Origin of the sequence: Pararhizobium polonicum, from assembly GCF_001687365.1 — a bacterium.
GTDB classification, from domain to species: Bacteria; Pseudomonadota; Alphaproteobacteria; order Rhizobiales; family Rhizobiaceae; genus Pararhizobium; species Pararhizobium polonicum.
Genome location: NZ_LGLV01000008.1, coordinates 217,065 through 240,917 on the forward strand (window position 1 = coordinate 217,065; position 23,853 = coordinate 240,917).

At 60.6% G+C, this 23,853-nt stretch carries 21 protein-coding genes; 12 read left to right on the plus strand and 9 right to left on the minus strand.

Annotated features, from left to right (window positions below; all coding sequences use genetic code 11):
• The first annotated feature begins 493 nt into the window (after positions 1 to 493).
• Complete coding sequence (locus ADU59_RS13955) at positions 494 to 982, plus strand: GNAT family N-acetyltransferase (RefSeq protein ID WP_099050826.1); 489 nt, start codon at positions 494 to 496, stop codon at positions 980 to 982.
• Between the two features lie 61 nt (positions 983 to 1,043).
• On the opposite strand, the gene ADU59_RS13960 is transcribed toward ADU59_RS13955, so the two are convergent.
• On the minus strand, positions 1,044 to 2,231 hold the full coding sequence (locus tag ADU59_RS13960; RefSeq protein ID WP_068954906.1) for a hypothetical protein: 1,188 nt from the start codon (positions 2,229 to 2,231) through the stop codon (positions 1,044 to 1,046).
• 108 nt (positions 2,232 to 2,339) lie between these two features.
• Positions 2,340 to 2,948: a hypothetical protein gene (locus ADU59_RS13965; protein ID WP_068954731.1), complete on the minus strand. Its 609-nt coding sequence runs from the start codon at positions 2,946 to 2,948 to the stop codon at positions 2,340 to 2,342.
• A gap of 55 nt (positions 2,949 to 3,003) precedes the next feature.
• Between ADU59_RS13965 and ADU59_RS30640 the strand changes: the two genes are divergently transcribed.
• Entirely contained in the window at positions 3,004 to 3,141 is a 138-nt protein-coding gene (locus ADU59_RS30640) for a hypothetical protein (protein ID WP_158515725.1), read from the plus strand.
• Between the two features lie 37 nt (positions 3,142 to 3,178).
• On the opposite strand, the gene ADU59_RS13970 is transcribed toward ADU59_RS30640, so the two are convergent.
• Both ADU59_RS13970 and ADU59_RS13975 read right to left on the minus strand, forming a co-directional pair.
• On the minus strand, positions 3,179 to 3,700 hold the full coding sequence (locus ADU59_RS13970) for a DedA family protein (protein ID WP_425332020.1): 522 nt from the start codon (positions 3,698 to 3,700) through the stop codon (positions 3,179 to 3,181).
• 62 nt (positions 3,701 to 3,762) lie between these two features.
• Positions 3,763 to 4,749 carry a DUF1402 family protein gene (locus tag ADU59_RS13975; protein WP_068954733.1) on the minus strand — a complete coding sequence of 329 codons (987 nt, stop codon included), beginning with the start codon at positions 4,747 to 4,749 and terminating at the stop codon, positions 3,763 to 3,765.
• Between the two features lie 439 nt (positions 4,750 to 5,188).
• On the opposite strand from ADU59_RS13975, the gene ADU59_RS13985 reads away from it, so the two are divergent.
• Positions 5,189 to 7,024, plus strand: coding sequence for a methyl-accepting chemotaxis protein (locus ADU59_RS13985; protein WP_068954735.1), 1,836 nt, complete (start codon positions 5,189 to 5,191; stop codon positions 7,022 to 7,024).
• A gap of 39 nt (positions 7,025 to 7,063) precedes the next feature.
• On the opposite strand, the gene ADU59_RS13990 is transcribed toward ADU59_RS13985, so the two are convergent.
• Positions 7,064 to 9,937: an FAD-binding and (Fe-S)-binding domain-containing protein gene (locus tag ADU59_RS13990; RefSeq protein ID WP_068954736.1), complete on the minus strand. Its 2,874-nt coding sequence runs from the start codon at positions 9,935 to 9,937 to the stop codon at positions 7,064 to 7,066.
• 60 nt (positions 9,938 to 9,997) lie between these two features.
• Here ADU59_RS13990 and ADU59_RS13995 point away from each other — a divergent pair, with 60 nt between their 5' ends.
• Complete coding sequence (locus tag ADU59_RS13995; protein WP_068954737.1) at positions 9,998 to 10,915, plus strand: LysR family transcriptional regulator; 918 nt, start codon at positions 9,998 to 10,000, stop codon at positions 10,913 to 10,915.
• A gap of 25 nt (positions 10,916 to 10,940) precedes the next feature.
• On the opposite strand, the gene ADU59_RS14000 is transcribed toward ADU59_RS13995, so the two are convergent.
• From ADU59_RS14000 to ADU59_RS14015, 4 genes are all read right to left on the minus strand, one after another.
• Positions 10,941 to 11,618: an HAD family hydrolase gene (locus ADU59_RS14000; protein WP_274534648.1), complete on the minus strand. Its 678-nt coding sequence runs from the start codon at positions 11,616 to 11,618 to the stop codon at positions 10,941 to 10,943.
• A 123-nt stretch (positions 11,619 to 11,741) separates the two neighbouring features.
• Positions 11,742 to 12,533: an inositol monophosphatase family protein gene (locus ADU59_RS14005; RefSeq protein WP_068954908.1), complete on the minus strand. Its 792-nt coding sequence runs from the start codon at positions 12,531 to 12,533 to the stop codon at positions 11,742 to 11,744.
• A 40-nt stretch (positions 12,534 to 12,573) separates the two neighbouring features.
• Positions 12,574 to 13,467 (minus strand): ROK family protein, encoded by an 894-nt coding sequence (locus ADU59_RS14010; protein ID WP_068954909.1) that lies wholly within the window; start codon positions 13,465 to 13,467, stop codon positions 12,574 to 12,576.
• Positions 13,468 to 13,536: 69 nt separating this feature from the next.
• Positions 13,537 to 14,760 carry an ROK family transcriptional regulator gene (locus ADU59_RS14015; RefSeq protein ID WP_068954738.1) on the minus strand — a complete coding sequence of 408 codons (1,224 nt, stop codon included), beginning with the start codon at positions 14,758 to 14,760 and terminating at the stop codon, positions 13,537 to 13,539.
• Positions 14,761 to 15,264: 504 nt separating this feature from the next.
• Between ADU59_RS14015 and ADU59_RS14020 the strand changes: the two genes are divergently transcribed.
• From ADU59_RS14020 to ADU59_RS14055, 8 genes are all read left to right on the plus strand, one after another.
• Positions 15,265 to 16,293, plus strand: a complete 1,029-nt coding sequence (locus ADU59_RS14020) for a sugar ABC transporter substrate-binding protein (RefSeq protein ID WP_068954739.1) — start codon at positions 15,265 to 15,267, stop codon at positions 16,291 to 16,293.
• A 168-nt stretch (positions 16,294 to 16,461) separates the two neighbouring features.
• Complete coding sequence (locus ADU59_RS14025; RefSeq protein WP_068954740.1) at positions 16,462 to 17,541, plus strand: ABC transporter permease; 1,080 nt, start codon at positions 16,462 to 16,464, stop codon at positions 17,539 to 17,541.
• Positions 17,517 to 18,317 carry an ATP-binding cassette domain-containing protein gene (locus ADU59_RS14030; protein WP_099050827.1) on the plus strand — a complete coding sequence of 267 codons (801 nt, stop codon included), beginning with the start codon at positions 17,517 to 17,519 and terminating at the stop codon, positions 18,315 to 18,317. Before ADU59_RS14025 ends, ADU59_RS14030 begins: the two co-directional genes overlap by 25 nt.
• A 59-nt stretch (positions 18,318 to 18,376) precedes the next feature.
• Complete coding sequence (locus ADU59_RS14035) at positions 18,377 to 19,213, plus strand: sugar phosphate isomerase/epimerase family protein (RefSeq protein ID WP_068954742.1); 837 nt, start codon at positions 18,377 to 18,379, stop codon at positions 19,211 to 19,213.
• Between the two features lie 271 nt (positions 19,214 to 19,484).
• Positions 19,485 to 20,141, plus strand: coding sequence for a response regulator transcription factor (locus ADU59_RS14040; protein WP_068954743.1), 657 nt, complete (start codon positions 19,485 to 19,487; stop codon positions 20,139 to 20,141).
• A complete protein-coding gene (locus ADU59_RS14045) occupies positions 20,138 to 21,514 on the plus strand; it encodes a sensor histidine kinase (protein ID WP_068954744.1) in 1,377 nt (458 codons plus the stop codon). Before ADU59_RS14040 ends, ADU59_RS14045 begins: the two co-directional genes overlap by 4 nt.
• A 217-nt stretch (positions 21,515 to 21,731) precedes the next feature.
• Positions 21,732 to 22,415 (plus strand): MtnX-like HAD-IB family phosphatase, encoded by a 684-nt coding sequence (locus tag ADU59_RS14050; RefSeq protein WP_068954745.1) that lies wholly within the window; start codon positions 21,732 to 21,734, stop codon positions 22,413 to 22,415.
• Positions 22,416 to 22,431: 16 nt separating this feature from the next.
• The gene (locus ADU59_RS14055) at positions 22,432 to 23,853 is read left to right on the plus strand and encodes an aspartate aminotransferase family protein (protein ID WP_068954746.1); all 1,422 of its coding nucleotides are present in this window, start codon (positions 22,432 to 22,434) and stop codon (positions 23,851 to 23,853) included.

Below are 23,853 nucleotides of genomic sequence, written 5' to 3' on the forward strand. Positions count from 1 at the left end.
CATCTGAGCAATAATGCAAATCGCGGCGCTGACGTCAAGCGCGCTTTTCCGGGCATGAGCGCGGGGCACCGCATTCATTTGCTGAATGCCGATCCTTCATCTAATGGATTTGCCGGGGAAGGTCCGATCCGATTTGATCGACGCCGGCGGGGCCGCAGCGAGGCACGAGGTGACGGATAAAAGCCAGATTTTCCCGGACGTCGGGCTGAGCGCCGAACAGCGGCGAGAGGACATTTCCAGCGCGGCAAGGGCGAAATTTCCATGCTGGAACCTGCGAATGGGTGGCAGGCTTGCTGCGCCGGGGTAAGATGATCGAGCGAGTCGCCGCCCATGTCCTCAACCGCTATCTCAAGCGATAACTGATCCCAGAGCAGAGCAGCATGAACATCCAAGCCATCAACCGGGCCGTACCCGGTCCGTTCTCCACCGGGCACCTGCGCCGGTCGTCGGCCATGCGGGCGGTCTTCTGATGGCGGATGTTGCCGGTAGCCCCATGACCATTGGCCTCGCGACGTCCGAGGATGCGGATCTTATCCATGCCGGCCTGCTGACCATCGCGCGGCATCTCGGCAGCGAGGGCAAAGTTACCTCCACGCCGCAGGACATTCGCCGGCACGGTTTTGGCACGCAGCCGGCCTTCAGCGTGCTGATCGCACGGATCGGCGGAGATTTTGCCGGCATGTGCCTGTTCTTCCCGAGCTTTTCGACCTGGCGGGGGCAGAAGGGCGCCTATATTCAGGATATCGCCGTCGAGGAGCGATTTCGCGGCACCGGCGTCGGCGTAGCACTCCTGCGCCACACGGCAGCGCATGTCCGCATGGGCGGGGGAACCTATCTGCGTCTGTCGGTCGATGCCAAAAACGTTTCCGCCCAGCAGTTCTACACACGGATGGGCCTTGAGTGGTCCGAGGACGAACGGATCCATGCGGCCTACGGCGACGCTTTCGAAGCCCTTGCGGGCCTTCATGAAAGTGGGGTTTGAAAGCCTTGGCAGCCGCCAGCGCCTGATTTCTTCGGATGAACGCCGCGTGACGATGCTTGAACTATTCCCCGTGTGACACGGCCAGCGGTCGTGCCGCCAATCCACCAACGTCGCGTTTGGAAAAATCCGACACTTGATTGGCTGGAAACGGGCCGGTGGTCTGAAACGTAAAATCGAAAGGAGACCGCAGGTCGGCGGGAAGCACATATTGGCGGTGAACCCTGAGAAGGTCGCGCCTGATCTTCCGGTAATGCTCCGGCGAGAGAAGATGCTTGACCCGGATGAACAACAGTTCGGCCTGGGGTGCATCGGGATATCCGGACACCGCGACGACGCGGGATTTGTAGAAATGGATGGCATCCGTCAGGCACTGCACCTCCAGCCACGACACTTCCGGCGCACGCGCGATCGCGCCGACGCGCTGGCGCAATCGGGTGGCAGGTTTCAGCAGGGCGCACTGCAGGATGGCACCCCCGAGGGTCACGAAGACGATGCGCCGGCCGGCCAGGGCCTGGGGGTTCTTTTCCAGCACCATGCCGAGCACATGCGTTGCAAGAGTTGACCCCATGCTGTGGGAACTGATGACATATTCGTCCGCCTCTTCGTCCAGAGCCTTCAAGGCGGTGTCGGCGCAATCCTCCAGCCAGCGGGCAAGGAAAGGATCGTCCAGGCTTCCGGCCGCAACCGCCAGCTCCCAATCGGAAAAGAGATGGAGCGTGTGAAACCTCTCGGAGAAAGGGCGAAACACGAACTGGAAGGATGCCCATGCCAGCGGCAGGCTCCAGAGATAATGCCAGGGATGCAGGCTTAGCCACCAGGGCAACGTGGCCAAGGTCAGGCCTGTGGCGAGCGCAATGCCCATGAGCAGGAACGGAAAGAGAAAGAACAGGCCGAACCGCCAGGCGTGCCTGAAATATCCAGCCAGGCCGCCCTGCAGCACAATGCGCACAGCGCTATGATAGCCGGACATGATCCGCCGGATGACCGGCCGGCCGGCGAATTTTTCGACCAGGACATTATGATCGAAGATGTAGATGCTGTTGAGCGTCTGCCAGTTTGCCCCTTCGGAAAGGACCGTGAAACTCGACGCGGGGCCTTCTTGGCGCGCGGATCCGATATCTGCCACAAAATCCCATATTTTGGATGTTTGATGAATCGCCCTTTCGAAACGCCTGTGGTGCGCCTGCGCGTCCATTCGCTCAAAACCGGGAAAGTGCAACACCATGCGTCTGTGGATGGATTCAGTCATATCGGCCTGCAATATCGTCTCGATGGAGGGGGAGGACCCAGGGCGGAACATCGGACGATTGGAATGTCATCGCGTTGCGGCGCCTGCCGCTTGGGGCAGTCGATGTTTTCAGTCGGGGCCGACGATGTTGTCGATTATCTGCCGGCCTTTGCGGAGAGCGGCACGCGGCGCTTCCGCGGTGCGTCCGAGGATGTAGCGCGCCTCCTGCAGAGGATGCAGATTGAAACCCGTATCCTCCTCATCGATGGCTGCGGACCGTATATCCGCCCGGTCGGGGCCTGGAGCGGGATAGCCGACGATCAGCGGATCCTGCGTTTCGCACCGCGGCACACAATGGTCAAACCGCAGAACGCCTGACGGCATCGCTGCCCTGCTATCTGCCGTTTTGGCATCGGCATGGGATATCGCGCGCTTTGGCGAAGAAACGGGTTTTGCCGAAGGGATGGCTGTGACGGGGAGATTTGGCTTCGACAGCAGCGCGACCTGAACGATGGGGCTCGCATCGACGGCCGTCTGAAGCTTCGTCGGCTTGTCTTCGCGTTTGCCCGCGTCAGCCGCAACGCGGTCTTCGACGCCTGCTGCCTCTTGCGGATTTATGTGAGCGGCGGCGTAAGCCAGGCCGATGACGGCGGCGCACACACCGAACCCGATACCCAGCTTTCGCCCGATCCCAAGCCGGGTGTCGAGCAACTGCGTCAGATGCCTATCCATTTTCATCGTATGTCCCATCCGGCTGATCTACGGGAGCGATCTTTAACGCCGGAATTGCGGCATGCTTGCTGCCAAATCGTGGCCGGATGCGGGCAGTTTGCAAAGATTTATTGCGAAAAACGGTGGGCTGATTGAAAATCGATGGGTTGTGGCGGTAACCTCAGGGCGTTTGATCGGGGCCGTATCTGAAGATAACTGACGATTGGACCATTTCGGCCCCTGTCTTCAGGTCAGGGTCACATCCATTCCATCAGTTGCTTGAGGCCAAAGGCTCCCGGTGCAAGCACGCCGATCGCCCAGATGGCCGCTGAGGCGACATTGGCGATCTGGAATGTCAGGAGAGGCATCTCGCAAATGCCGGCGACCAGCGGCACGGCCGCGCGCAATGGCCCGAAAAACCGCCCGAAGAAAACGCCGGCGATGCCCCATCGTTCGAAAAACAGGCGCCCGCGCGGGATCAGGGTGGGCTGACGCGACAGCGGCCAGTAATGGCCGACGCGTTCCTTCAGCCGGAAGCCGATGCTGTACGACAGCCAATCTCCGAGGATCGCGCCGGCGGTTGCGGCAAGCCAAAGCGGCCAGAATGCAATGCCGCTTTCGCCGATCAGGAAACCGACGCCAACCAGGATCACGGTCGCAGGCAATAGCAGCGAGATGAATGCCAGGGATTCCCCAAATGCGAGGACGAAGACAACGGGCACGGCCCAGGCCTCATGCTGGCGGACGAACTCGATGGTCGACTGAACGATATTTTCCATGCTCATGCATTCACCCGGCCACGATTGGGCGGCAGGGGGGCTTTCCGATCTCAATCCCGGGATTACTCACCGCCATTGCCGTAAAGCAGCGCGTTCAGTTCGCTCAATCGATCATTGATCAGCCAGCCGTAGTAATTCTCGACGGGCAGGGTGCGGCCGGTCCGGTTGGCCACGGCAAGCGCCAGATCATGCGCCCGTTTTCTCGGCTGGCCGACATTGTAAAGGGTTGCGGTGATGCCCGGGTTGCCGGAAATATCAAACCCCTCCGCTTTGTAGGCATCGATCGAATCCCTGATGATTGCCGCGATGTAGAGAAGGCTTCGATCCGGGTCGATGACGTCGCGATAGATCGCCTGCGGCCGGTCGGGCGACAGCGTCGGCAAGCCGCTCGTCTTGCTGACCAGATCGGTGACCTGAAGGGCTGTGAGCGGACTTATCTGGCCAAGGCCGAATGTCTGCCCCGCATAGAACGGCTGGAAGAAGGCGCGCTGAAACGTAATGTTTTCATACGTGGTTCCTTCCACGGTCTTGCCACGGAATTGCTCATCCCATATCGCGTCGCGGCAACTCCAGATCAGGGCGCTGCCGTCCTGCGATGCACAGGAGGCAAATTCAGGCCGCTTGACGAAGGTTTGAACCGGAACATTCTTGTAGCGGAATGAAAACGCCAGGTCGGCATAGGCAAGCGCTTTGACGTAGTAGGTCTGGAGAGAGTCAACCACCGTGATGTTGTAGGTATGCTCTCCGACGAGCGCGCCGATGATATGTATCGGGGCGATGTCATAGGCGGTGGCCGCCTGTTCGATCTTCCCGAGCAGCTTCTTGTCTTTGCGCAGCAACGAAACGATGGTTTCGTATTTTTCGTCGTAAGTCGTGTTGGTGGCTTTCGAGCGAAGGGCGGATGCACGCGGAATCTCGGGCTGTTCCTTGGAACGGTTGCCGGGCGGCACGACCGTGAGGGCGGCAGCTTGTGCCGGGTGCATAGGTGCCATTGCGGCGAACAGGATTGTTGCGGCGATAAGCGATCGACCGAAGATGCTCGCGAACATGATACTCCTGTTTCTGCCACTCCGCGCGACGGGTGCGCTGGCTGACGAGGTGATGTCTGTTGGATGGTCCCGGTATTTCCACAACCGGAGGCGAATGGCAAGGCGACTAACGCAGGCTGCGGCCCGCGTCGAGCAGCGTGTTGTCATGGGCAGGTTTATTTTCTCATCCATGCAATCTGAGAAAGATGGCGATTTTGTTCCAAACCGCCCAGGACTGGAAAATACAATTGAGATGACTTGCTTGCCTGACGCAGGGCAACCGCAGATAGTTTTATTATTGATTTTCAGGCACTTCCGTATTGAATTATATATTTCTTAAATATGTTGGCGCTCAGTTCTCCGACAAGAGACCCGAGATGGTTATCGGAGTTTTTCTGCTGACGACGCTGACATGAAGTCACCGGCTGGGGCGTTTTACAGTCACTTCCAGGAGGCTATCGTGTCGCGCCCTAAAATCAAGACAGCATTGACCGCCGTGTTGATGCTCATCGGTATCGTGTTCCTATCCTTTGCCGGTTTTGCCATCCAAAGCATGAATACCTTGAACAGGAATGTCGCAGAGATGGCGATGGATTGGCTGCCCGGGGTGTCCGGCGCCAAGGACATGAATCTGGCACTGTCGTCCATGCGGCGCAACTACCTCAACCACGTGATGGCTCTGGACGATGCCAGCCGGAAAACCGTTGAGCAGGCGTTGGACGCCGATGCCAGGCAATTCCTGGACGAATTGAAATTAAACGAAGCCGCAAGCAATGATGCGGAAGAACAGGCCCTGGCGAAGGACATCCGGACGAGGTTTGCAGCCCTGCAACAACTGGCAGAACCCATGCTGGCGCTATCGCGCGCGGGGAAGATAGAGGAGGCGAAGATCGATCAGCAGACGCGGGTTCGCCCCGCCGCCGCCGAACTGACCAGCGTGATCGACAAGATCGTCAAAAGCAAAAGCGAGGGATCGCAGCGGTCTTACGAGCTGAGCAAGCAGGTCTTCCAGACGACGATGACAATCACCATGCTTGCCGTCGCAGCTGGTCTTTCCGTCATCGCCGGTGGCATCTATTTTGCGCTGTCCGGAATAGCCAGGCCGATCGAGGCGATTACGGCATCGATGAAGGCGCTGGCGACCGGCGACACAACAACCACAATTCCTTTCGAAGGCAGAGCGGACGAAATCGGTGCCATGGCGGCGGCCGTGGCAATCTTCAAGGCAAATGCGCTGGCAAATATCCAGCTTGAAGCGGAAGCGGCGAGCGAACGCTCCCTGACCGAGAGCGAACGCCGCCGCAATGCTGAATCTGCCCGCATCAAGGGTGAGGAAATGGAGCTGGCAACGGCCGGACTGGCGGACGGTCTGGCGCACCTTGCGGCCGGCGACCTTTCCTTCCAGCTTCGGGATGCTTTCGCCGTGGATTTCGAGGCGTTGCGCCAGAATTTCAACGCGTCGATTGTGCAGCTGGCGCAAACCCTTCAATCGGTCACCACTGCGGCCGCATCGATTGACAGCGGATCACGCGAAATCAGCCAGAGTTCGGACGACCTGTCGAAGCGTACCGAGCATCAGGCGGCCTCGCTGGAAGAGACGGCGGCAGCCCTCGACCAGATTACGGCGAACGTGTCCAATTCCTCGCAGCGCGCTGAAGAGGCCCGGTTGATCGCCGTTCAGGCGAATACGAGTGCTGTGCAGTCCGGCTCGGTCGTTGCAAGTGCCGTCAATGCCATGGAACGCATCGAGCAATCGTCGAGCCAGATCGCCAACATCATCTCGGTCATCGATGAAATCGCCTTCCAGACAAACCTCCTGGCCTTGAATGCCGGGGTGGAGGCTGCCCGCGCCGGTGAGGCAGGCAAGGGTTTTGCCGTCGTCGCGCAGGAGGTCCGCGAACTTGCCCAGCGTTCGGCAAAGGCCGCCAAGGAGATCAAGGAGCTGATCCGCAACTCGAGCGTCGAGGTCGAAAACGGGGTGAAACTCGTTCGCGATACCGGTGGCGCGTTGAAGGTGATCGGCGACTACGTCGTGACCATCAATCAGCATATGGACGCGATTGCATTGTCAGCCAGAGAGCAGTCCGTCGGGCTGGCGGAGGTCAATACGGCCGTCAACCAGATGGATCAGGTCACCCAGCAGAACGCAGCGATGGTTGAAGAGATGAACGCGGCCGGCGCAACCCTGGCGCAGGAATCCAGTCAACTCAGGGAGCTTATCTCTCAGTTCACGCTGGCATCGGCGGATCACGGGTCGGCAAACACATCCGGCAGGTATGCCCGCCGGGCGGCATAAGGCAGGTGGTTGCCGCGTGCCGCACGGATATCCGCAAGGCTAGCCGGCCGCAAAGGCATCCGCGATCCGTGCCATGGGATGGATCGCGGATGCCTGCGAAAACCGCTTCGTCTGGCAGCGGCAGGAGAAACCGGTGGCCGCAACCCTCTGCTCGCCATCCGTCTGCGCTTTCCAGGACAGGGCGAAGAGGTCGCGGCTGACAGTCTGGTGGCGTTCGAGATGGCCGAAAAGCCCGGCCATGCCGCAACAGCCGGTGGCGACGACCTCGACGGGCAGTCCGATGCGCTCGAAGACGCGCCGCCACTGCGCCGCCATCTGCGGCTGCGTTGCTTCCGTGCAGTGGAGAAAGAGTTTTTCACGCACAGCACCTCGCGCTGTCGGCCAGATGTCGCCGGCGTCAAGGCGGGATGCCAGAAATTCCTGCGGCAGGAGCACCGGAGCGGCCAGCTCGAGGCCGGATTTGCGGTATTCCTGTCGCAGCATCATGACGAAGGCGGGATCGATGCCGACCATCGGCACGCCGTTGGCGGCGATACGGTCGAGCTGCATTTTCAGTCTTTCCGCCTGCTGCCGGAACCCTTTGCGATCTCCAAGCACATGCGCGGCCTTGCCGCCCGCCATCGCCGAGGCAATGACCGGGCGATAGCCCAATGCGGCAAGTCCGTTGGCGACAGCAATGACCGCCTGCGTATCGAACACCGCCGTGAACGGATCCTGGACAAGGCAGACGGTCGTTTCGGGCCAGATCATCCGGGCGATCCTGCCAGCCGGCAGGACGGGGTAGCCGGCGCGTTCGGGGCCATCCGCCGCAAGACGCGGCAGATCCCGGAATCCGAGAAGGCGCTTCGCCAGCGGCAGCAGAAGATTACCGACCGGACGCGCAACGCTGCGCAGCCGTGCGATGAGCGGCGCGAACCGCTCCATCATCAGCGCGGCGCGATCTGCAAGCGGCCGGCGGCGATCGGTATAATAGGCTTCGAGAAAATGCGATTTCATCTCGGGGATATCGACCTGCACGGGGCAGGCGGTGGCGCAGGCCTTGCAGCCGAGACAGAGATCGAGTGCCGCAAATGTATCGGCGTCCATTTGCGCGCGCATGTCGGGTTGCGCATCCAGCGTGCGGTGCCAGTCGCGGAGCGCATCGGCGCGGCCTTTCGGCGAATGGCGCGGATCGAGCGTCGCCTTGTAGGATGGACACATCGGAACGGTCGCCTGGTAGCTCAGGCACTGGGCATTGCCGTTGCAGCGGAAGGCCTGTGCGAGCGGATCGGACGGGGCGGTATTGACGGGGCGAAAAGGCGTGGTGGCAATGTGGTGGATCGGCGTGTCGGTGCTGACGAGCTTGCCGGGGTTGAAGCGGCCGTGCGGATCAAGCGCCGTCTTGATCCGCTGGAAGGCGCCATAGGCCTCCGCGCCGACGAAATCCTGGAGATAGGCGCCGCGAATGCCCTTGCCGTGCTCGCCCCAGAAAATGCCGTCATGCCGCCGGGTGAGCGCATAGACCTGATCCGACAGCGTCTTCATCAGCGCGCGGTCGGGCGCTGAATCCATGTCGAGTGCCGGGCGGATATGCAGGCAGCCGACATCCACATGGCCATACATGCCGAAGCTGAGACCGTGCGCGGTGAGGACTGCGGTAAAATCGCTGACGAAGGCGGCAAGATTTTCCACCGGAACGACGCAATCTTCGACGAAGGCAATCGGCCTTCGCGTGCCGCTGGTTTTGCCCAGCAGCCCGACGCTTGCCGCGCGCACCGCCCACAGCCGCGCCACCTCCGCATCATCGAGGGCGACATGAATGCCGACGAGCCCCTTCGGCTTTGCTGGCCCCTCCATCCCGGCTCTCAGTGCCGCCACGCTTTCCTCAAGTTTATCCTCGTCGCTGCCCGACAGCTCGACAAAATTGAAGGCGAGCGGGGTCACGCCATCGCCTGCCAGAGCCTGCGGCAAGTCGTTGAGCAAGCCCGCCTTGCGCGCCAGCCCCTGCACCCATTCGTCCATCACCTCGATCGCCAGCGGCTCGAAAGCAAGAAGTGCCGTGCCGGCGCCGAGCGCTTCGGTAAAGCTGGAAAAGGCGAAAACGACGAGCCGCCGGAATTTCGGACGGGCGACAAGGCGCACGCGAATGCGCGTGACGAGGCCAAGCGTGCCTTCCGCGCCGATGGGCAGCCGCCACCAGTCCAGCGTCTCTTTATCCGGCCGCGCCCGTTCGAGGTCGTATCCGGTGAACCGCCGCGACAGGGCGGGCACGCGCGAGAGCAGAGGTGCGCGGCCGGCATCGCAGGCCGCCGTCAGCGTGTCGATGAGCGGTGGCGACCACACGGGCAGAGGGGCCGAGGTGCTCAGATGCCTGCCGCCGTCGAGCATCAGATCGAGGCCGAGCACATTGTCGCTGGTCTTGCCGTAGATCCGCGATCCCTTGCCCGATGCATCGGTGGCGACCATGCCGCCGATGGTACAGCGATTGGACGTGGAGGTTGTCGGCGCAAAGAACAGACCGGCCGGGGCAAGACGGGCGTTGAGATCGTCAAGGACGATTCCGGGCTCGACATCCGCCCAGCCCTCCGCCGCGTTGACGGCGATGAGGCGGTTCATGTGGCGACGGAAATCGACGATCAAGCCGGTGTTGAGAGCCTGTCCGTTGGTGCCGGTGCCGCCGCCGCGCGCGGTGATGGGGATATGTGCAAATTCCGGCCGGGACAATACGGCGAGCAGGGTCTCGACATCATCGGCGTCGTGCGGCGCGGCAATGATATCGGGCCTGATCTCGTAGATGCTGTTGTCCGTCGACATGGCGGCGCGCGAGGCCGCGTCCCACGTCACCTCGCCGCGAAACCCGCCAGCCTTCAAGGCCGCTGCGATAGGCTGCGGATCTGTCGGCTCGCGGGGGATATTCCGGCTGTGAATCGTCATGTGCCTCTCCTTCGATTGGCCATTGAACCATGCCGTCATTGTTCGTAGAATTAGAATGTTATGAATATAATTTCGATAAATTCGAACATAGGAATCCGCCATCTCAGGGCGGCTTTGGCTGTCGGCGATGAGCGGTCTTTCGTCCGGGCCGCCGAGCGGTTGGGGGTCGTCCCTTCGGCGCTGACGGAAACGATCCGTCAGATCGAGGAGCTGGCGGGTGTTGCGCTGTTCGATCGCAAGAGCCGGCCGGTGGCGGTGACCGATGCCGGGCGGGACTTCCTTTCGTCGGCGCGCACGATCGTGTCGATGTTCGATCAGTCGCTGAACGGCTTGAAGGAGGCGGGCGGGCTCAAGCGGGGCCGTGTCGCTATCGGGGCGGCCCCGTCGGTCGTTCTCGGGATCCTGGCGCAAACGGTCCGGCTGTTTCGAAGGGAGCATCCGGGCATCGATCTCGTCATCCACGACGACGTCGCCGACCGCGTTGCCGAACTGGTGCAGGATCACACCGTGGATTTCGGCATCGTCGCACGGGGATTGTCGTCCCCGGACCTCGTGCAGACGCCGATTGCCAGGGACCCCTTCGGACTCGTCTGCCACGCCAGCCATGCGCTTGCCGGCAAGGACGGGCCGCTCCTGCTTTCAGATATCGCACCGCAAGACGTCATCAGCCTTCAGGGCGGAACGGGGATCGCCCGGATACTGGGTGCGTGTGAGGAACTGCCGGACATGCTCCGCCGCGGTCCGATCGAATGCCACAGCACCATCTCGCAGCTGATGCTTGTCGCCCAGAACGTCGGCGTCGCCCTGCTTCCCCAGCTTGCCGCCGGGGTCATGGCGAACGAAAACATCCGTTTTCTCCCGATCGCCGATCTTCGGGTGGAGCGGGAAATCTCACTGATTCACCTGAAGCGGACCGTGCTGTCGCCGGCAGCAGCCGCATTCATTCTGGCGCTGAAGGCCCAGCTAAACAGGAAATAGCGGGACGGCGGCGCTGAACCGCAAATTATCGAACGGGGATGGTCAGGCGTAACGAACCATCGGCATCGGAATGGAAGCCCGCCTGGCGATAGTTTTCGAGTGTCAGATGCATCGTTTTCATCGGATGCCGGTGGGTGGCGCTGATCACGACAATCTCCGCGCCGGCCGTTTCGCCGGAGCGGATGCCGGCCGGCGCATCCTCGAAAACGAGGCAATCGGCCGGATCGACGCCGAGACGCTCGGCCCCCAGACGGTAGCAGGCCGGATCGGGCTTGCCATAGGTCACGTCCTCGCCGCTGACGATAATGCCGGGCATTGGAATGCCTGCCGCCGCCATGCGCCTTTTGGCAAGTTCAAGCGGCGCCGACGTCACGATCGCCCATTTTTCGCGAGGCAGGCCGTTCAGGAAATCGACGACGCCGGCAATCGGCACGATGCCGTCGATATCCTCCATTTCCAGAGCCTGAAGCTGCAGCGCTTCCAGCTGGGGATCGACATTGTCCAGGCCAAGCGGGGTGATGACATCGATCGCCCGGACCCCATGAATGGTACGGATGAAGGTTGCCGGGTCGAAACCATGGCGGGTCGCCCAGTCACCCCATATGCGTTCGACGACGGCGGTCGAATCCAGAAGCGTCCCGTCCATGTCGAAGAGAAAGGCCGAGAATGTGCGTTGCAGAACGGTCGGTTGTGGATCGCTCACGGTATTTCCTTCTTCAAGATTGGCTGGCTTCCGGCGAAACGTGAAGGTCACACCGTGTTCGACGGATCATGCGCGCTGGTTTTGAGCGTGGTGGCTTTGGTGGAGAGGGAGCGGCATTGCCGCTCAGTTGTCGTAGATCTTTTCCAGCTCGGCATAGACCGTCTCATTGCCCGCCAGCACCCGATTGCCCTTGTTCAGGCCGTCATTGGCGAGGAAATCGTTGGTCTTCAGCCCGGCGGCGCGGATGACGGCGATGGCGCCGAGGCAATCCCAGGAGTTGATGTGAGGCTCGATATAGCCGAGCAGCCGGCCGCATGCGACGTAGCATAGCGTCAGGGCGCCGGACCCGTCGCGGTAGAACATGCCGCCGTTTTTCAGGAAACGCTCGAATATCGGCAGGAATTCATCCGGCGTCACACGCGGCGAATAGCCGACGCCGACGATGCCGTCCTTGATGGTTTTGCCGGGATGGCGCGATACCGGCTTGCCGTTCAGCGTTGCCGGAAAATCTTCGCCGCCGGCAAAAAGCTCGCCGCGTTCCGGCGCATAGACCATGCCGAACCTCAGCACATTGTTCTGGACGAAGGCGATCGAGACGCACCAGCTGGACATGCCCGAAACGAACGGCTGCGTGCCGTCGATCGGATCGACGACCCAGATGCCCTGTTCGGGCGCGAAGGCGGACAGGCCCGTTTCCTCGCCCAGGAATGCGTCCTGCGGAAAGCTTATTGCCAGCCGGTCGCGGATCAGTATCTCCGTGTTCAGGTCGGCTTCGCTCGCCATGTCCTGAAGGCCCTTGCTCTTGATCGTCAGGCTGTCGCGATTCTTGAAGTAGCCGTGCGCCAGATCGCCGGCATCGCGAATGAGGGCAGTGGCGAAGTCGTAGCGGGCTTTCAGCGAAGATGTATCGGTCATCATATGTCTTTCGGATTGGGTTTCGGGCGGAAGGGCCGCGTTATTTCCAGAGCCAGGCAGCGCCACGGACACCGCTGGAATCGCCGTGAACCGCCTTGCGGATCGGCGTGTGGAAAACAGTGGAGAAGGTGCGTTTTGCCAGTTCGCGCGGCAGGTCGTCATAGAGTTCGTCGACATTCGACATGCCGCCGCCCATCACCAGAATATCGGGATCCAGCGAATTGACGACGGTTGCCAGGCCCCGCGCGACACGATCGATGTAGCGCTCCCAGAGCAGGCCGGACAGGCGGTCGCCGTTGCGCTTCCTGTCGATGATCTCGCGTGCCTTCAGCTCCTCATGGGTATGGCTTGCATATTCCGCCTCGAAAGCACGGCCGGAGACCCAGGTTTCCATGCAGCCATGCCGGCCGCAATAGCAGGCCTTGCCGGGAATTTCCGTCACGTTCGGGAAGGGCAGGGGATTGTGGCCCCATTCGCCACCGCTGTTGTTGGGGCCATGATGGGCCTTGCCGCCGACCGCGATCCCGGCCCCGGCGCCGGATCCTAGAATGACCGCGAAGACGACATTGTGGCCGGCCCCGGCGCCGTCGACCGCCTCGGAGGCGGCGAAACAATCGGCGTCATTTTCGACCCTGATATCCCGCTGGATCGCATCATGCAGATCCTTTTCCACCGGGCGGCCGAGCAGCCAGGTCGAACTCGCACCCTTGCCGAGACGGCTGACCGGCTCGAGTGAGCCGGGAATGCCGATGCCGAGCGTTCCAGTTCTGCCCGTCTGGCTTTCCAATCCTGCGATCATCGCCTTGATGACGCGGATGCAGCCGAAATAGTCGTGGCGCGGTGTTTCCTCGCGCAGGCGAAGCAACTCCCGCCCATCCCGCTCCATGGCGACGCCTTCAATCTTGGTGCCACCCCAATCAATTCCAATCAGCATGTCGGCCTTTCCTCCCGCCGGCCCTTGGGCAGGGCCGGTCATTGCAATGGTCATTTTCCCTCTCCCGCTTCAGCTGAAGAGAATATCGCGGTCTCGCGCATAGTCGGCGAGCAACGGCAGGCTGGCGGCGCCGAGAACGCGCGCATCGCTGCCGATCCTGCCTTCGACGATCTCGACGGGCGCCACGCCCTGCATTTCCATGCGGGCGACCTTCTCGCGCGTCTGCCGCACGATTTTTGCACGCACGTCCGCAGGGAACCCGCCGTCGATGACGACGTTGTGAAAATCGATGACGGAAATCGCAGCGCCGATTGCCAGGGCAAGGCTATCGGTGGTCTGTTCGATCCACCGGTCCAAGACCGGGCCGAGATGCGACCAGTCGGTGTTGTTGTGCCATATCGCGTCCGGTTCGCCGCCGCTGTCGCGGATCATCCGTTCAAGCAAGAAGATGGAGGCGCACTGGATCAGCCGTTTCGGCGGCTGGCCCGGTTCCAGCGACGGCACGGGCGTCGAGCCGATGGAGCCGGCATAGCCCCGTCGTCCCGGGTAGAGGCTGCCGTCGAGCACGACGCCGCCGCCGATTAGGGTGGCGAAGAAGACGTAGAGAAAATCCTGATACTTGCGGCCTTCGCCGAAGGCGAGCTCCGCCGCGCAGGCGGCCGTGGCGTCATTGTAGAAATGGACGGGCCAGGAGAACATCTGTTCGACCTCGGCCTTGAGATCGAACAGCCGCCACGCCTCGACCACATCGTGCGGCGCACCGAATTCCTCTTCCCAGCTCCACATTTCCGACGGCGCAGCGATGCCGATCCCGCGGATGCGGCCGTATTGAAGCCGCGTCATGTTGTCGATGATCTGGTTGACGCCGGCTTCGAGGAACGCTTTCAGGAGGCTGGGGGTCGGATAGGCATAGGACGTGCGGATCAACTGCCGCGCCTTGCCGACCATATCCATCAGCACGACATCGGCGGAACGGCGACCCACCTTGAAGCCGATCGAGAAGGCTCCTTCGGGGTTGAGCGACATGGGCACGGAGGGCTGGCCAACCTTGCCGCGCTGGGGTTCTCCCTTGATCAGGAGGCCATCGCCCTCGAGCTGTTTCATGATCACGGAGCTTGCCTGCGCCGACAGCCCCGTCATGCGGGCGATCTCGCCCTTCGAAAGGGCCCCGTGGGTCCGCACGAGCGACAGGACCAGCCGCTCGTTGTAAAGCTTGACGCCTGTCTGATTGGTGCCGCGGCTGGTATCCGACAGCTGCGGGGAATCCCCCTGGATTTTTTCACTGCTCAGCAAGGCATTTCCCCTCAACGAATGGCGCGGCGGTGCCGCACGTCCATCGTAGCTGTTGATATGAGAAGCTCCAAGTCATCGGCAGACATCATCCCTGATTACGGAAAAACTATGCAGCAAGGGGTTGCGTCCGTCAATAAATAAATCATACCGGGTTAATTATATGATTTATATTAGAAATGGCTTCCGTTGGCGCCGGTAAGCCGGCATAGATAAAAGTTCCGAAGAAATGACCGAGATGACCCAAAATTGACGATATCCGAAAGGATTTCAGGGCGTTTTGGATGGATGTGGATACTCTCCTCGGATTCGGTGAATTCGCGAGCGAAGTTGAGCGCCGTCGATGCTTAATAAATAAATCATACCGCATTATATATTGACAGGCTTGAGGTTTGGTGTTTGCATTGTACCGGCGCCATGCAGCCAAGGCTGAGGTGGACGTCGAAGGAGCGCCGGGGAGGGGTTCCGTATCAACACTGCCAGGTTCGGCCTGGTCTGGAGGAGAGAATGAAAACAGTTTTTGTCAGCGCGATTTCTGGCGCAGTGCTTTCTGCCGTCACCATGGCGGCGCCCACGCATGCGGCGGACGCCATCACGGCATGCCTGATCACCAAGACCGAGGTCAATCCGTTCTTCGTCAAGATGAAGGAGGGCGCCTCGGCGAAGGCCAAGGAGCTTGGCGTCAACCTCATGACCTTTGCCGGCAAGCAGGACGGTGACGCAGACACGCAGATCGCCGCCATCGAATCCTGCATCGGCAGCGGCGCGAAGGGTATTCTGCTGACGCCGAACGATTCCAGCGCCCTGGTGCCGATCATCACGAAGGCCCGCGAGGCCGGGCTGCTGACGATCATGCTCGATACGCCGCTCGACCCTGCCAATGCCGCGGACGCTACTTTCGCGACGGACAATTTCAAGGCCGGCGAACTGGTCGGCAAATGGGCTGCCGGCAAGCTGGGTGCCGAGGCCCAGAATGCGAAGATCGCCCTTCTCAACCTAAATGCGCAGGAAATCACTGTCGATTACATGCGCAATCAGGGTTTCCTGAAGGGCTTCGGCATCGACATCAAGAACCCGACGGATATCGGCGACGAAGATGACCCGCGCATTATCGGCAATGCCGTGACCAATGCCAATGAAGAGGGCGGCCGCACGGGCATGGAAAGCCTCCTGCAGATCGATCCGGAGATCAACCTTGTCTACACCATCAACGAGCCGACGGCTGCCGGCGCCTATGAGGCGATCAAGGCCGCAGGCCGTCAGGGCAAGGTGACCGTCGTCTCCGTCGATGGCGGCTGCCCGGGCGTCGCCAATATCAAGGAGGGCGTGATCGGCGCGACCTCGATGCAGTTCCCGCTGCTGATGGCCTCCATGGGCGTTGAAGCGATCAAGGCCTTCGCCGAAACCGGCAAGAAGCCGGAGGTGACCCCCGGTCTCGATTTCTTCAATACCGGCGTCGAGTTGATCACCGACCAGCCGGTGGATGGCCTGCCATCCATGACCTCCGAAGAGGGGCTCAAGAAGTGCTGGGGATGATCTCTTCGCCACGCTCAACGCTTGTCTGACGACGAACCGTTTCCCGCGGTTTGAGGACAGGCGTTTTAGCGCGCAACTCCCAAACGCGCGCCGGGGAGCGGACGGCGAAAGCCGCCCGCCCCACCCCGCAAGGGGCGCGTATCCAGATTGATGAAGAGAGCTCTTTCCATGGCAGACAAATTCGAGGGCCTGCCGGCCCAAGCAGGTGATATGGCCTTGAGTGACGCCAATGCGTCCCATGCCCGTTTCGACGTCGATGACATCGGCCTCCTGGGCCGGATCCAGCGTTTCCTCCACAGTTTCCCGACGATGGTTCCGCTCATCGTTCTGGTCCTGTCCCTGATCGGTTTCGGGCTCTTTGCCGGATCGAAATTCTTCTCACCCTACAACATGTCACTGATCGTCCAGCAGGTTTCGATCATCGGCGTGCTCGCAGTGGCGCAGAGCCTGATCATCCTCACCGCCGGCATCGATCTCTCGGTCGCCGCCATCATGGTGCTGAGTTCGGTGATCGCGGGACAGCTCGCGGTGAAGCTGGGCTTCAATGCGCCGCTGTCGTTGTTGATATCCTTTGTCTGCGGCACGGCGATCGGGTTTCTCAACGGCTTTCTGGTGACGCGCGTCAAGCTGCCGCCGTTCATCGCGACACTGGGCACCTGGAACGTCTTCTATGCGCTCAATCTCTATCTTTCCGGCGCGCAATCGATCCGCGGCAGCGAGATCGATACAGCGGCTCCCATTCTCAAATTCTTCGGCCAGAACATTACGCTGTTCGGCACCCAGATCAGCTACGGGTCGTTCCTGCTCGTCCTCGTCTTCGTCATCCTCTGGTACGCCCTGACCCGGACCGCCTGGGGGCGGCATATCTATGCGGTCGGCGACGACAAGGAGGCGGCGGAGCTGGCCGGCATCCGCACCGATCGCGTTCTCATCTCCGTCTATTCCGTCGCGGGCCTCATCTGCGCCATCGCCGGCTGGTCGGCCATCGGTCGCGTCGGCGCAGTGTCCCCCACTAGTTTCTTCGAGGGCAACCTGCAATCGATCACGGCGGTGGTGATTGGCGGCATCTCCCTGTTCGGTGGCCGCGGTTCCATCCTCGGCCCGCTCATCGGGGCGCTGATCGTCGGCGTCTTCCAGTCGGGGCTGCGTATCGCCGGCGTCGATGTCCTGTGGCAACTCTTTGCGATCGGCTGGCTGATCATTATCGCCGTCGCCGTCGACCAATGGATCAGAAAGGTATCGGCATGACCGCCTCCATCATTCCCGCTCTCAGCGCCCGGGGTCTCGTCAAGCGTTATGGCCGCGTCGTCGCCATCGACAACGCCGAATTCGACCTCATGCCCGGTGAAATTCTCGGGGTGATCGGCGACAACGGTGCCGGCAAGTCCAGCCTGATCAAGGCATTGTCGGGTGCCATCCGTCCGGATGCCGGCGAGATCCGCCTGGACGGAGAACTGGTATCCTTCGCCTCGCCGATCGAAGCGCGCCACGCCGGAATCGAGACGGTCTACCAGACTTTGGCGCTCTCACCGGCCCTGTCGATCAGCGACAACATGTTTCTGGGCCGGGAGATCTACAGCTCCAACATCCTGGGAAAACTGTTTCATCAGCTGGATCGAAAGGCCATGGACGCTATCGCCCGCAAGAAGCTTTCGGAACTCGGCCTGCTGACGATCCAGAATATCCAGCAGCCGGTCGAAACACTGTCGGGCGGCCAGCGTCAGGGGGTGGCCGTTGCCCGCGCCGCCGCCTTCGGCAGCAAGGTGATCATCATGGACGAGCCGACCGCGGCCCTCGGCGTCAAGGAATCGCGCAAGGTTCTCGACCTGATCCTCAAGGTGCGCGCACGCGGCGTTCCGATCGTTCTCATCAGCCACAACATGCCGCATGTCTTCGAGGTCGCGGATCGCATTCACATCCACCGGCTGGGCAAGCGTGCCGCGGTCATCCGGCCAAAGGACTTCTCGATGTCCGATGCCGTGGCGATCATGACGGGCGCGCTCGCCCCGCCGCTCGCCGCCTGATTCCTCCCGTCCTTCTTCATCTGCCGGTGCGGCATTCCCGCACCCTGGAGCTGCATGCCATGAAACTCGCCTTCAATACGTTCCCGTTCAGCAGCTTTCCCACCTTTCTGCCGACCTATCCGCTGGAGGATGCGATCCGTTCTCTCGCCGCGATCGGCTATGATGCCGTGGAGATCGGCTGCTGTGCACCGCACGCCTGGCCGCAGCAATTGTCGCGCGCGCGGCGTGGCGAGATCAGGGCGATCGCGGCGGGCGAGGGCATTGCCATATCCAGCCTGCTGCCTGCCATCGGCGGCGGCTTCGGCTGCAACCCGTGCTCGGTGCTAAGAGCCGAACGGCAGGCGACCATCGAGCACTATAAGGAAATCGTCGATCTGGCATCGGACCTCGGCGCCGGCATGGTGCTGTATATCGGCGGCTGGCGGGCGGAGGGCATGCCCTATGAGGACGGCTGGGCGCACAGCCTGGATTGCCTGCGGTCCATCGCGACGCACGCGGCCGATCGCAACATCACCATCGCCATCGAACCGACGACCGCCGATACCAACCTCATCGATACTGCCGCCGATGCGCGGCGGATGATGCACGAGAGCGAAGGGGAAAACGTCAAGCTGATGTTCGATACCTGCCATGTCGCCTATGAGGGCAAATCACTGGCAAGCTATGTGGACGAGATGGGTGCGGACCTTGTTCATCTTCATGCCGCCGATACGGACCGCAAGGCCATCGGCGACGGCGACATGGATTGGGACAGCCTGCTGCGGGCACTTCAGAGATCCGGCTATCAAGGCCTGTTCACGGTCGAGACCGGTTTCGGATCCCGCGGCATCGATCCGCATGACATCGCAAGACGCAGCTTCAGCTATTTGAAAGACCGCCTTTCTCCTGCAGAATAAAAGGCTTCCGGCGCGCTTGAACCCGCAGCGCTGGTTTTCCCGGCGCCGATAAACGTGCCAATCAAACAGGATGTGTCCGTGTGTCACAGCACGGGCTGGCATAACCGGACATCGCGGGATGGCGCCCGGCACTCGCCATCGATAGATTTTCCTGCAACCATAGCCGGTGGTTCTGCCCGGAAAAAACCGAGATGCTGTCGTTTAAGGAAAAACGCGCGGAGGTTTTTGCCGGGTTTGAAAACGTTGTTTCAGGAAAAGGGTAAGCAAAAACATGCGCCTTCTGCTCGTTGAAGACGATGCGATCCTTGGCTCGTCGCTGAAAAGGGCTTTGGAGAAGCACGCCTATGGCGTGGATTGGGTGCAGGACGGGGAGGCCGGGCTGGCCGCCCTTCAGGACCTGAGCTTCAGTGTCGCCATCCTGGATGTCAACCTGCCGAAACTCGATGGTATCGAGGTGGTCAAGGCGGTGCGCAAGCAAAAGAACATGGTTCCGATCCTGCTCCTGACGGCCCGCGATACGCCCGCGCAAAAGGTTGGCGGGCTTGATAGCGGTGCCGACGACTATCTGATCAAGCCGTTTGATCTCGACGAGCTTCTGGCGCGGCTGCGTGCGCTGATCCGGAGAAGAGAGGGGCGCAGCGATGTCGTGTTGCGAAGCGGGCCTGTCGAGGTGGATCCTGCCGCCAGGGTCGTGCGCGGACCGGCGGGACAGGTGACGATGACGGCCAAGGAGTTCCAGATGCTCAAGCTTCTGATGGAACGGGCCGGCAAATACGTGACAAAAAGCGATATCGAATACGCGCTTTACAGTGCCGACAATGCGGTGGAGAGCAATACGACGGAAGTGGTGATCTACAATCTGCGAAAGAAACTCGGCAGCGATTTTATCAAGTCCATTCGCGGTGTCGGATACATGGTCGAGCTATGATCCAGCCAACGCTTGCACGGAAACTTTTTTTCAGAATTGCGCCGACCATCCTGATTACGATTGCCGTGATCGGCGCGCTTGCGTTTCGCAGCGCCACGCGCGAGATCAACAATATCTACGATGCGCAGCTGATCAACGATGCCAATGTTCTCTGGACGCTGCTGGAGCATGAAGTCGAAAAGCCGGGTCCGCGCAAGTCGAAGCAGGTCAACGACATCGATCTGGAAATGGGCAACCAGCTGGCAATGAACGAGGATGCCGATGACTATGCGGAAGCGCATATGTTCCGGGCCTGGAAAGACGGGCAGATCAGCGTCTTCTCAAGCACGGCATTTCCTCAAACCGTACCGGTGCAGAGAGCCGGCTTCACCAACATCCAGTATGACGGCGAGGATTGGCGGGTCTACGCCCTTCCGATTCCGCGCACGACGATCGTCATGGAGGTTGGCGAAAAGCTCGAGCTGCGCAAAACCCTGGTTTCCAACATTCTTCTCAATCTCTCCTTTCCGCTGGTAATTTTATTCCCGCTTCTGGCCCTGCTGATCTGGTTCGGCATCCAGAGCGGCCTCAGCGCCATTCATGGACTGGTCAGCCAAATTCGCAGCCGTTCGCCGGATGATCTTTCCAGCATTCCGATCGGCGCGTTGCCGCGCGACCTTTTCCCGCTCGGCCGGTCGATCAACCAGCTTCTCAACAAGCTCGACCGGTCGCTGACGGCGGAACGGCGGTTCGCCGATCATGCCGCTCATCAATTGCGGACACCGCAGGCGGGCGTCAGACTGCTGATCCAGATGTTGGCCACTGCCGAGACCGAAGAGGAGCGCCGGGCCATCTTGTGCGACCTGATGGTGAGCAATGACAAGGCGATGCATTTGATTGAGCAGCTGCTGCGCGCCGCCCGCGTCAGCTATCAGCCCGTGGAAATGAAAAACGTACCGCTCTACCAGACCGTCGCCGCAGTGATTGCGGAGCTGGGCAACATCATCAATCTGAAGAAGCTGGATGTCTCTTTGCGTGGCGATACCGATGCGCAGGTCAATGCCGATGAACCGCTGCTGCGCTTGATGGTGAACAATCTCATCGACAATGCGATCAAATATACCCCCGCCGGCGGGACGATCGAGGTAACGATCGAGGCCGAGGCAGAAAACTGGCGGCTGTCGATCGCCGATAGCGGCCCCGGCATCGCCACGCAGCATCGCGACGCCGTGTTCCAGCGCTTTTACCGTGTCGATACTCCCCAGGTCGAAGGCTCAGGCCTGGGATTGGCGATCGTATCGGATATCATTTCCCGGCTTTCCGCCAGCATCGCGCTCAATGTCCCTGATTCCGGAAGAGGATTAAGGGTCGATGTCGTGATGCCAAAAGTATAAATCCGGATATTATGATGATGTGCGGCATGCATGACGCACTGAAGTTCGACGTAACACTATAGATCCGCTGCATAACTGCATTCTTGAACCGATTCCGATTTAAGGAATTACGCAGTCGCCACATTCGTGCGATTTCAGTTTCCCTTCATTTTGGCATAATCTTGCACTCAGGCACGGCTGTTAGAACCCTCGCATACGAATGCCGAGGTATGACTGAATGCATGTGTACTGTGATTTCGATGGAACGATTTCTGTTGAAGATGCAACGGATCTCGTCCTGGAGCGATTGGCCGACCCGAAATGGGAGCTTCTCGAAGAACAATGGAATCGCGGCGAGATCGGTTCGGGCGAGTGTATGCGCCGCCAGATCGCCCTGATCGAAGCAACGCAACAGGATCTGGACACTGCCCTTCGGGATGTCCTCATCGATCCCGGCTTCGTATCGTTCGCCGCGCTCTGCGACATCCGCAATATTCCGCTCACCATCGTCAGTGACGGCGTCGATTACTTCATCCGGAGTATTCTGTCGCGGCACGGTCTTGGACATTTGCCTGTCATCGCCAACCGGCTGACCATCAAGGACGAGGACGGCCGCCAGTCTTACACGCTGACATCGCCCTATGCCGACCAGAATTGTCTGGCGGCGTCCGGCGTGTGCAAATGCCGGTCACTGATGCCGGACGATCTGCGTGTCTATATCGGCGACGGCCGCTCGGACTTCTGTGTGTCCGACAAGCCGGAACTGGTCTTCGCCAAGGCAAGCCTTGCCGACCATTGCGCCGATCGGAATATCCCCTTCATCGCCTACCAGACCTTCTCCGATCTGACCGAAAGCCTGGTGAGCGTCCTGCCTGCCCTCAGAGGCAAGGCCTTCAAAACTCCCCGTCACGTTGCCGCATAAACAAGTGAGAAACTGAATGAACACGCATAGACCGATCAAGCTATCCGACATCGCTTCACCCTTGCCGCATTCGGAAACTGAATTGCGCCAGCTCGAAGATACCTATTGCTCCCATGGCGATACGGTTCACTACGCCCACCAGCCGAATTTTTTCGAGACCTGTGAGGGCTCCTATCTCTACGACAGCAAGGGCACGCCGTTTCTTGACCTGCAGATGTGGTATTCGGCGGTCAATTTCGGTTACCGCAATCCGCGTCTCAACGCCGTTGCCCATCGTCAGCTTGATACGCTGCCGCAAGTGGCATCGCAGTATCTGCACCGCGAAAAAGTCGAGCTTGCCGCGCTGATCGCACAGGATGCCGAGCGTAAATTCGGCTCCAAGGGGCGCGTCCATTTCAATGTCGGCGGCTCGCAGGCCATCGAGGATTCCCTGAAGCTGGTGCGCAATTATTCGGGCGGCAAGAGCCTGATGTTCGCGTTCGAAGGTGGCTATCACGGGCGCACGCTCGGCGCCTCGTCGATCACCTCCAGCTATCGCTATCGCCGCCGGTACGGGCATTTCGGCGATCGTGCGCAGTTCATCGAGTTCCCCTATCACTTCCGTGGCCCCAAGGGCATGAGCAAGGAGGAGTACGGTCATCAATGCGTGCAGAAATTCGCCCGCCTGTTCGAGAGCGAATATAACGGCGTCTGGGATCCCAAGGCCGGCAAGGCCGAGTTCGCGGCCTTCTATGTCGAGCCCATTCAGGGAACCGGCGGCTACGTCATTCCGCCGATGAATTTCTTCAAGGAGCTGAAACAGGTTCTGGATCAGCACGGCATCCTGATGGTGGTCGACGAGATTCAGATGGGCGTCTATCGCACCGGAAAATTGTGGTCCATCGAACATTTCGGCGTCAACCCCGACGTGTTGGTGTTCGGCAAGGCGATCACCAACGGTCTCAATCCGCTGTCCGGCGTCTGGGCAAGGGAAGAGCTGATCAATCCTGGTATCTTCCCGCCCGGCTCCACGCATTCCACCTTCGCCAGCAATCCGATGGGAACCGCCGTGGCACTCGAAACCATGAAAATGATTGAGGAAGCCGACTTCGGCGCCACCATCATGGAGAAGGGCGCCTATTTCCTCGATGGCTTGAGAGATTTGCAGAAGCGCCATCGCATTATCGGCGATGTCGATGGGTTGGGCCTGGCGCTGCGGTGCGAAATCTGCGCGGAAGATGGCTTCACGCCTGACAAGGCGACCATGGACTGGTTGTGCGACGAAGGCATGAAGGGCGACCTCAAGGTCGGCACGGAGATGTACGGTCTGGTGCTGGACGTCGGCGGCTACCACAAGAATGTCATCACGCTTGCACCGAACCTGCTGATCACGTTCGAGGAGATCGATCTGGCGTTGACGCTGCTTGATCAACTCCTGGTGCGCGCTTCGAAGCGATAG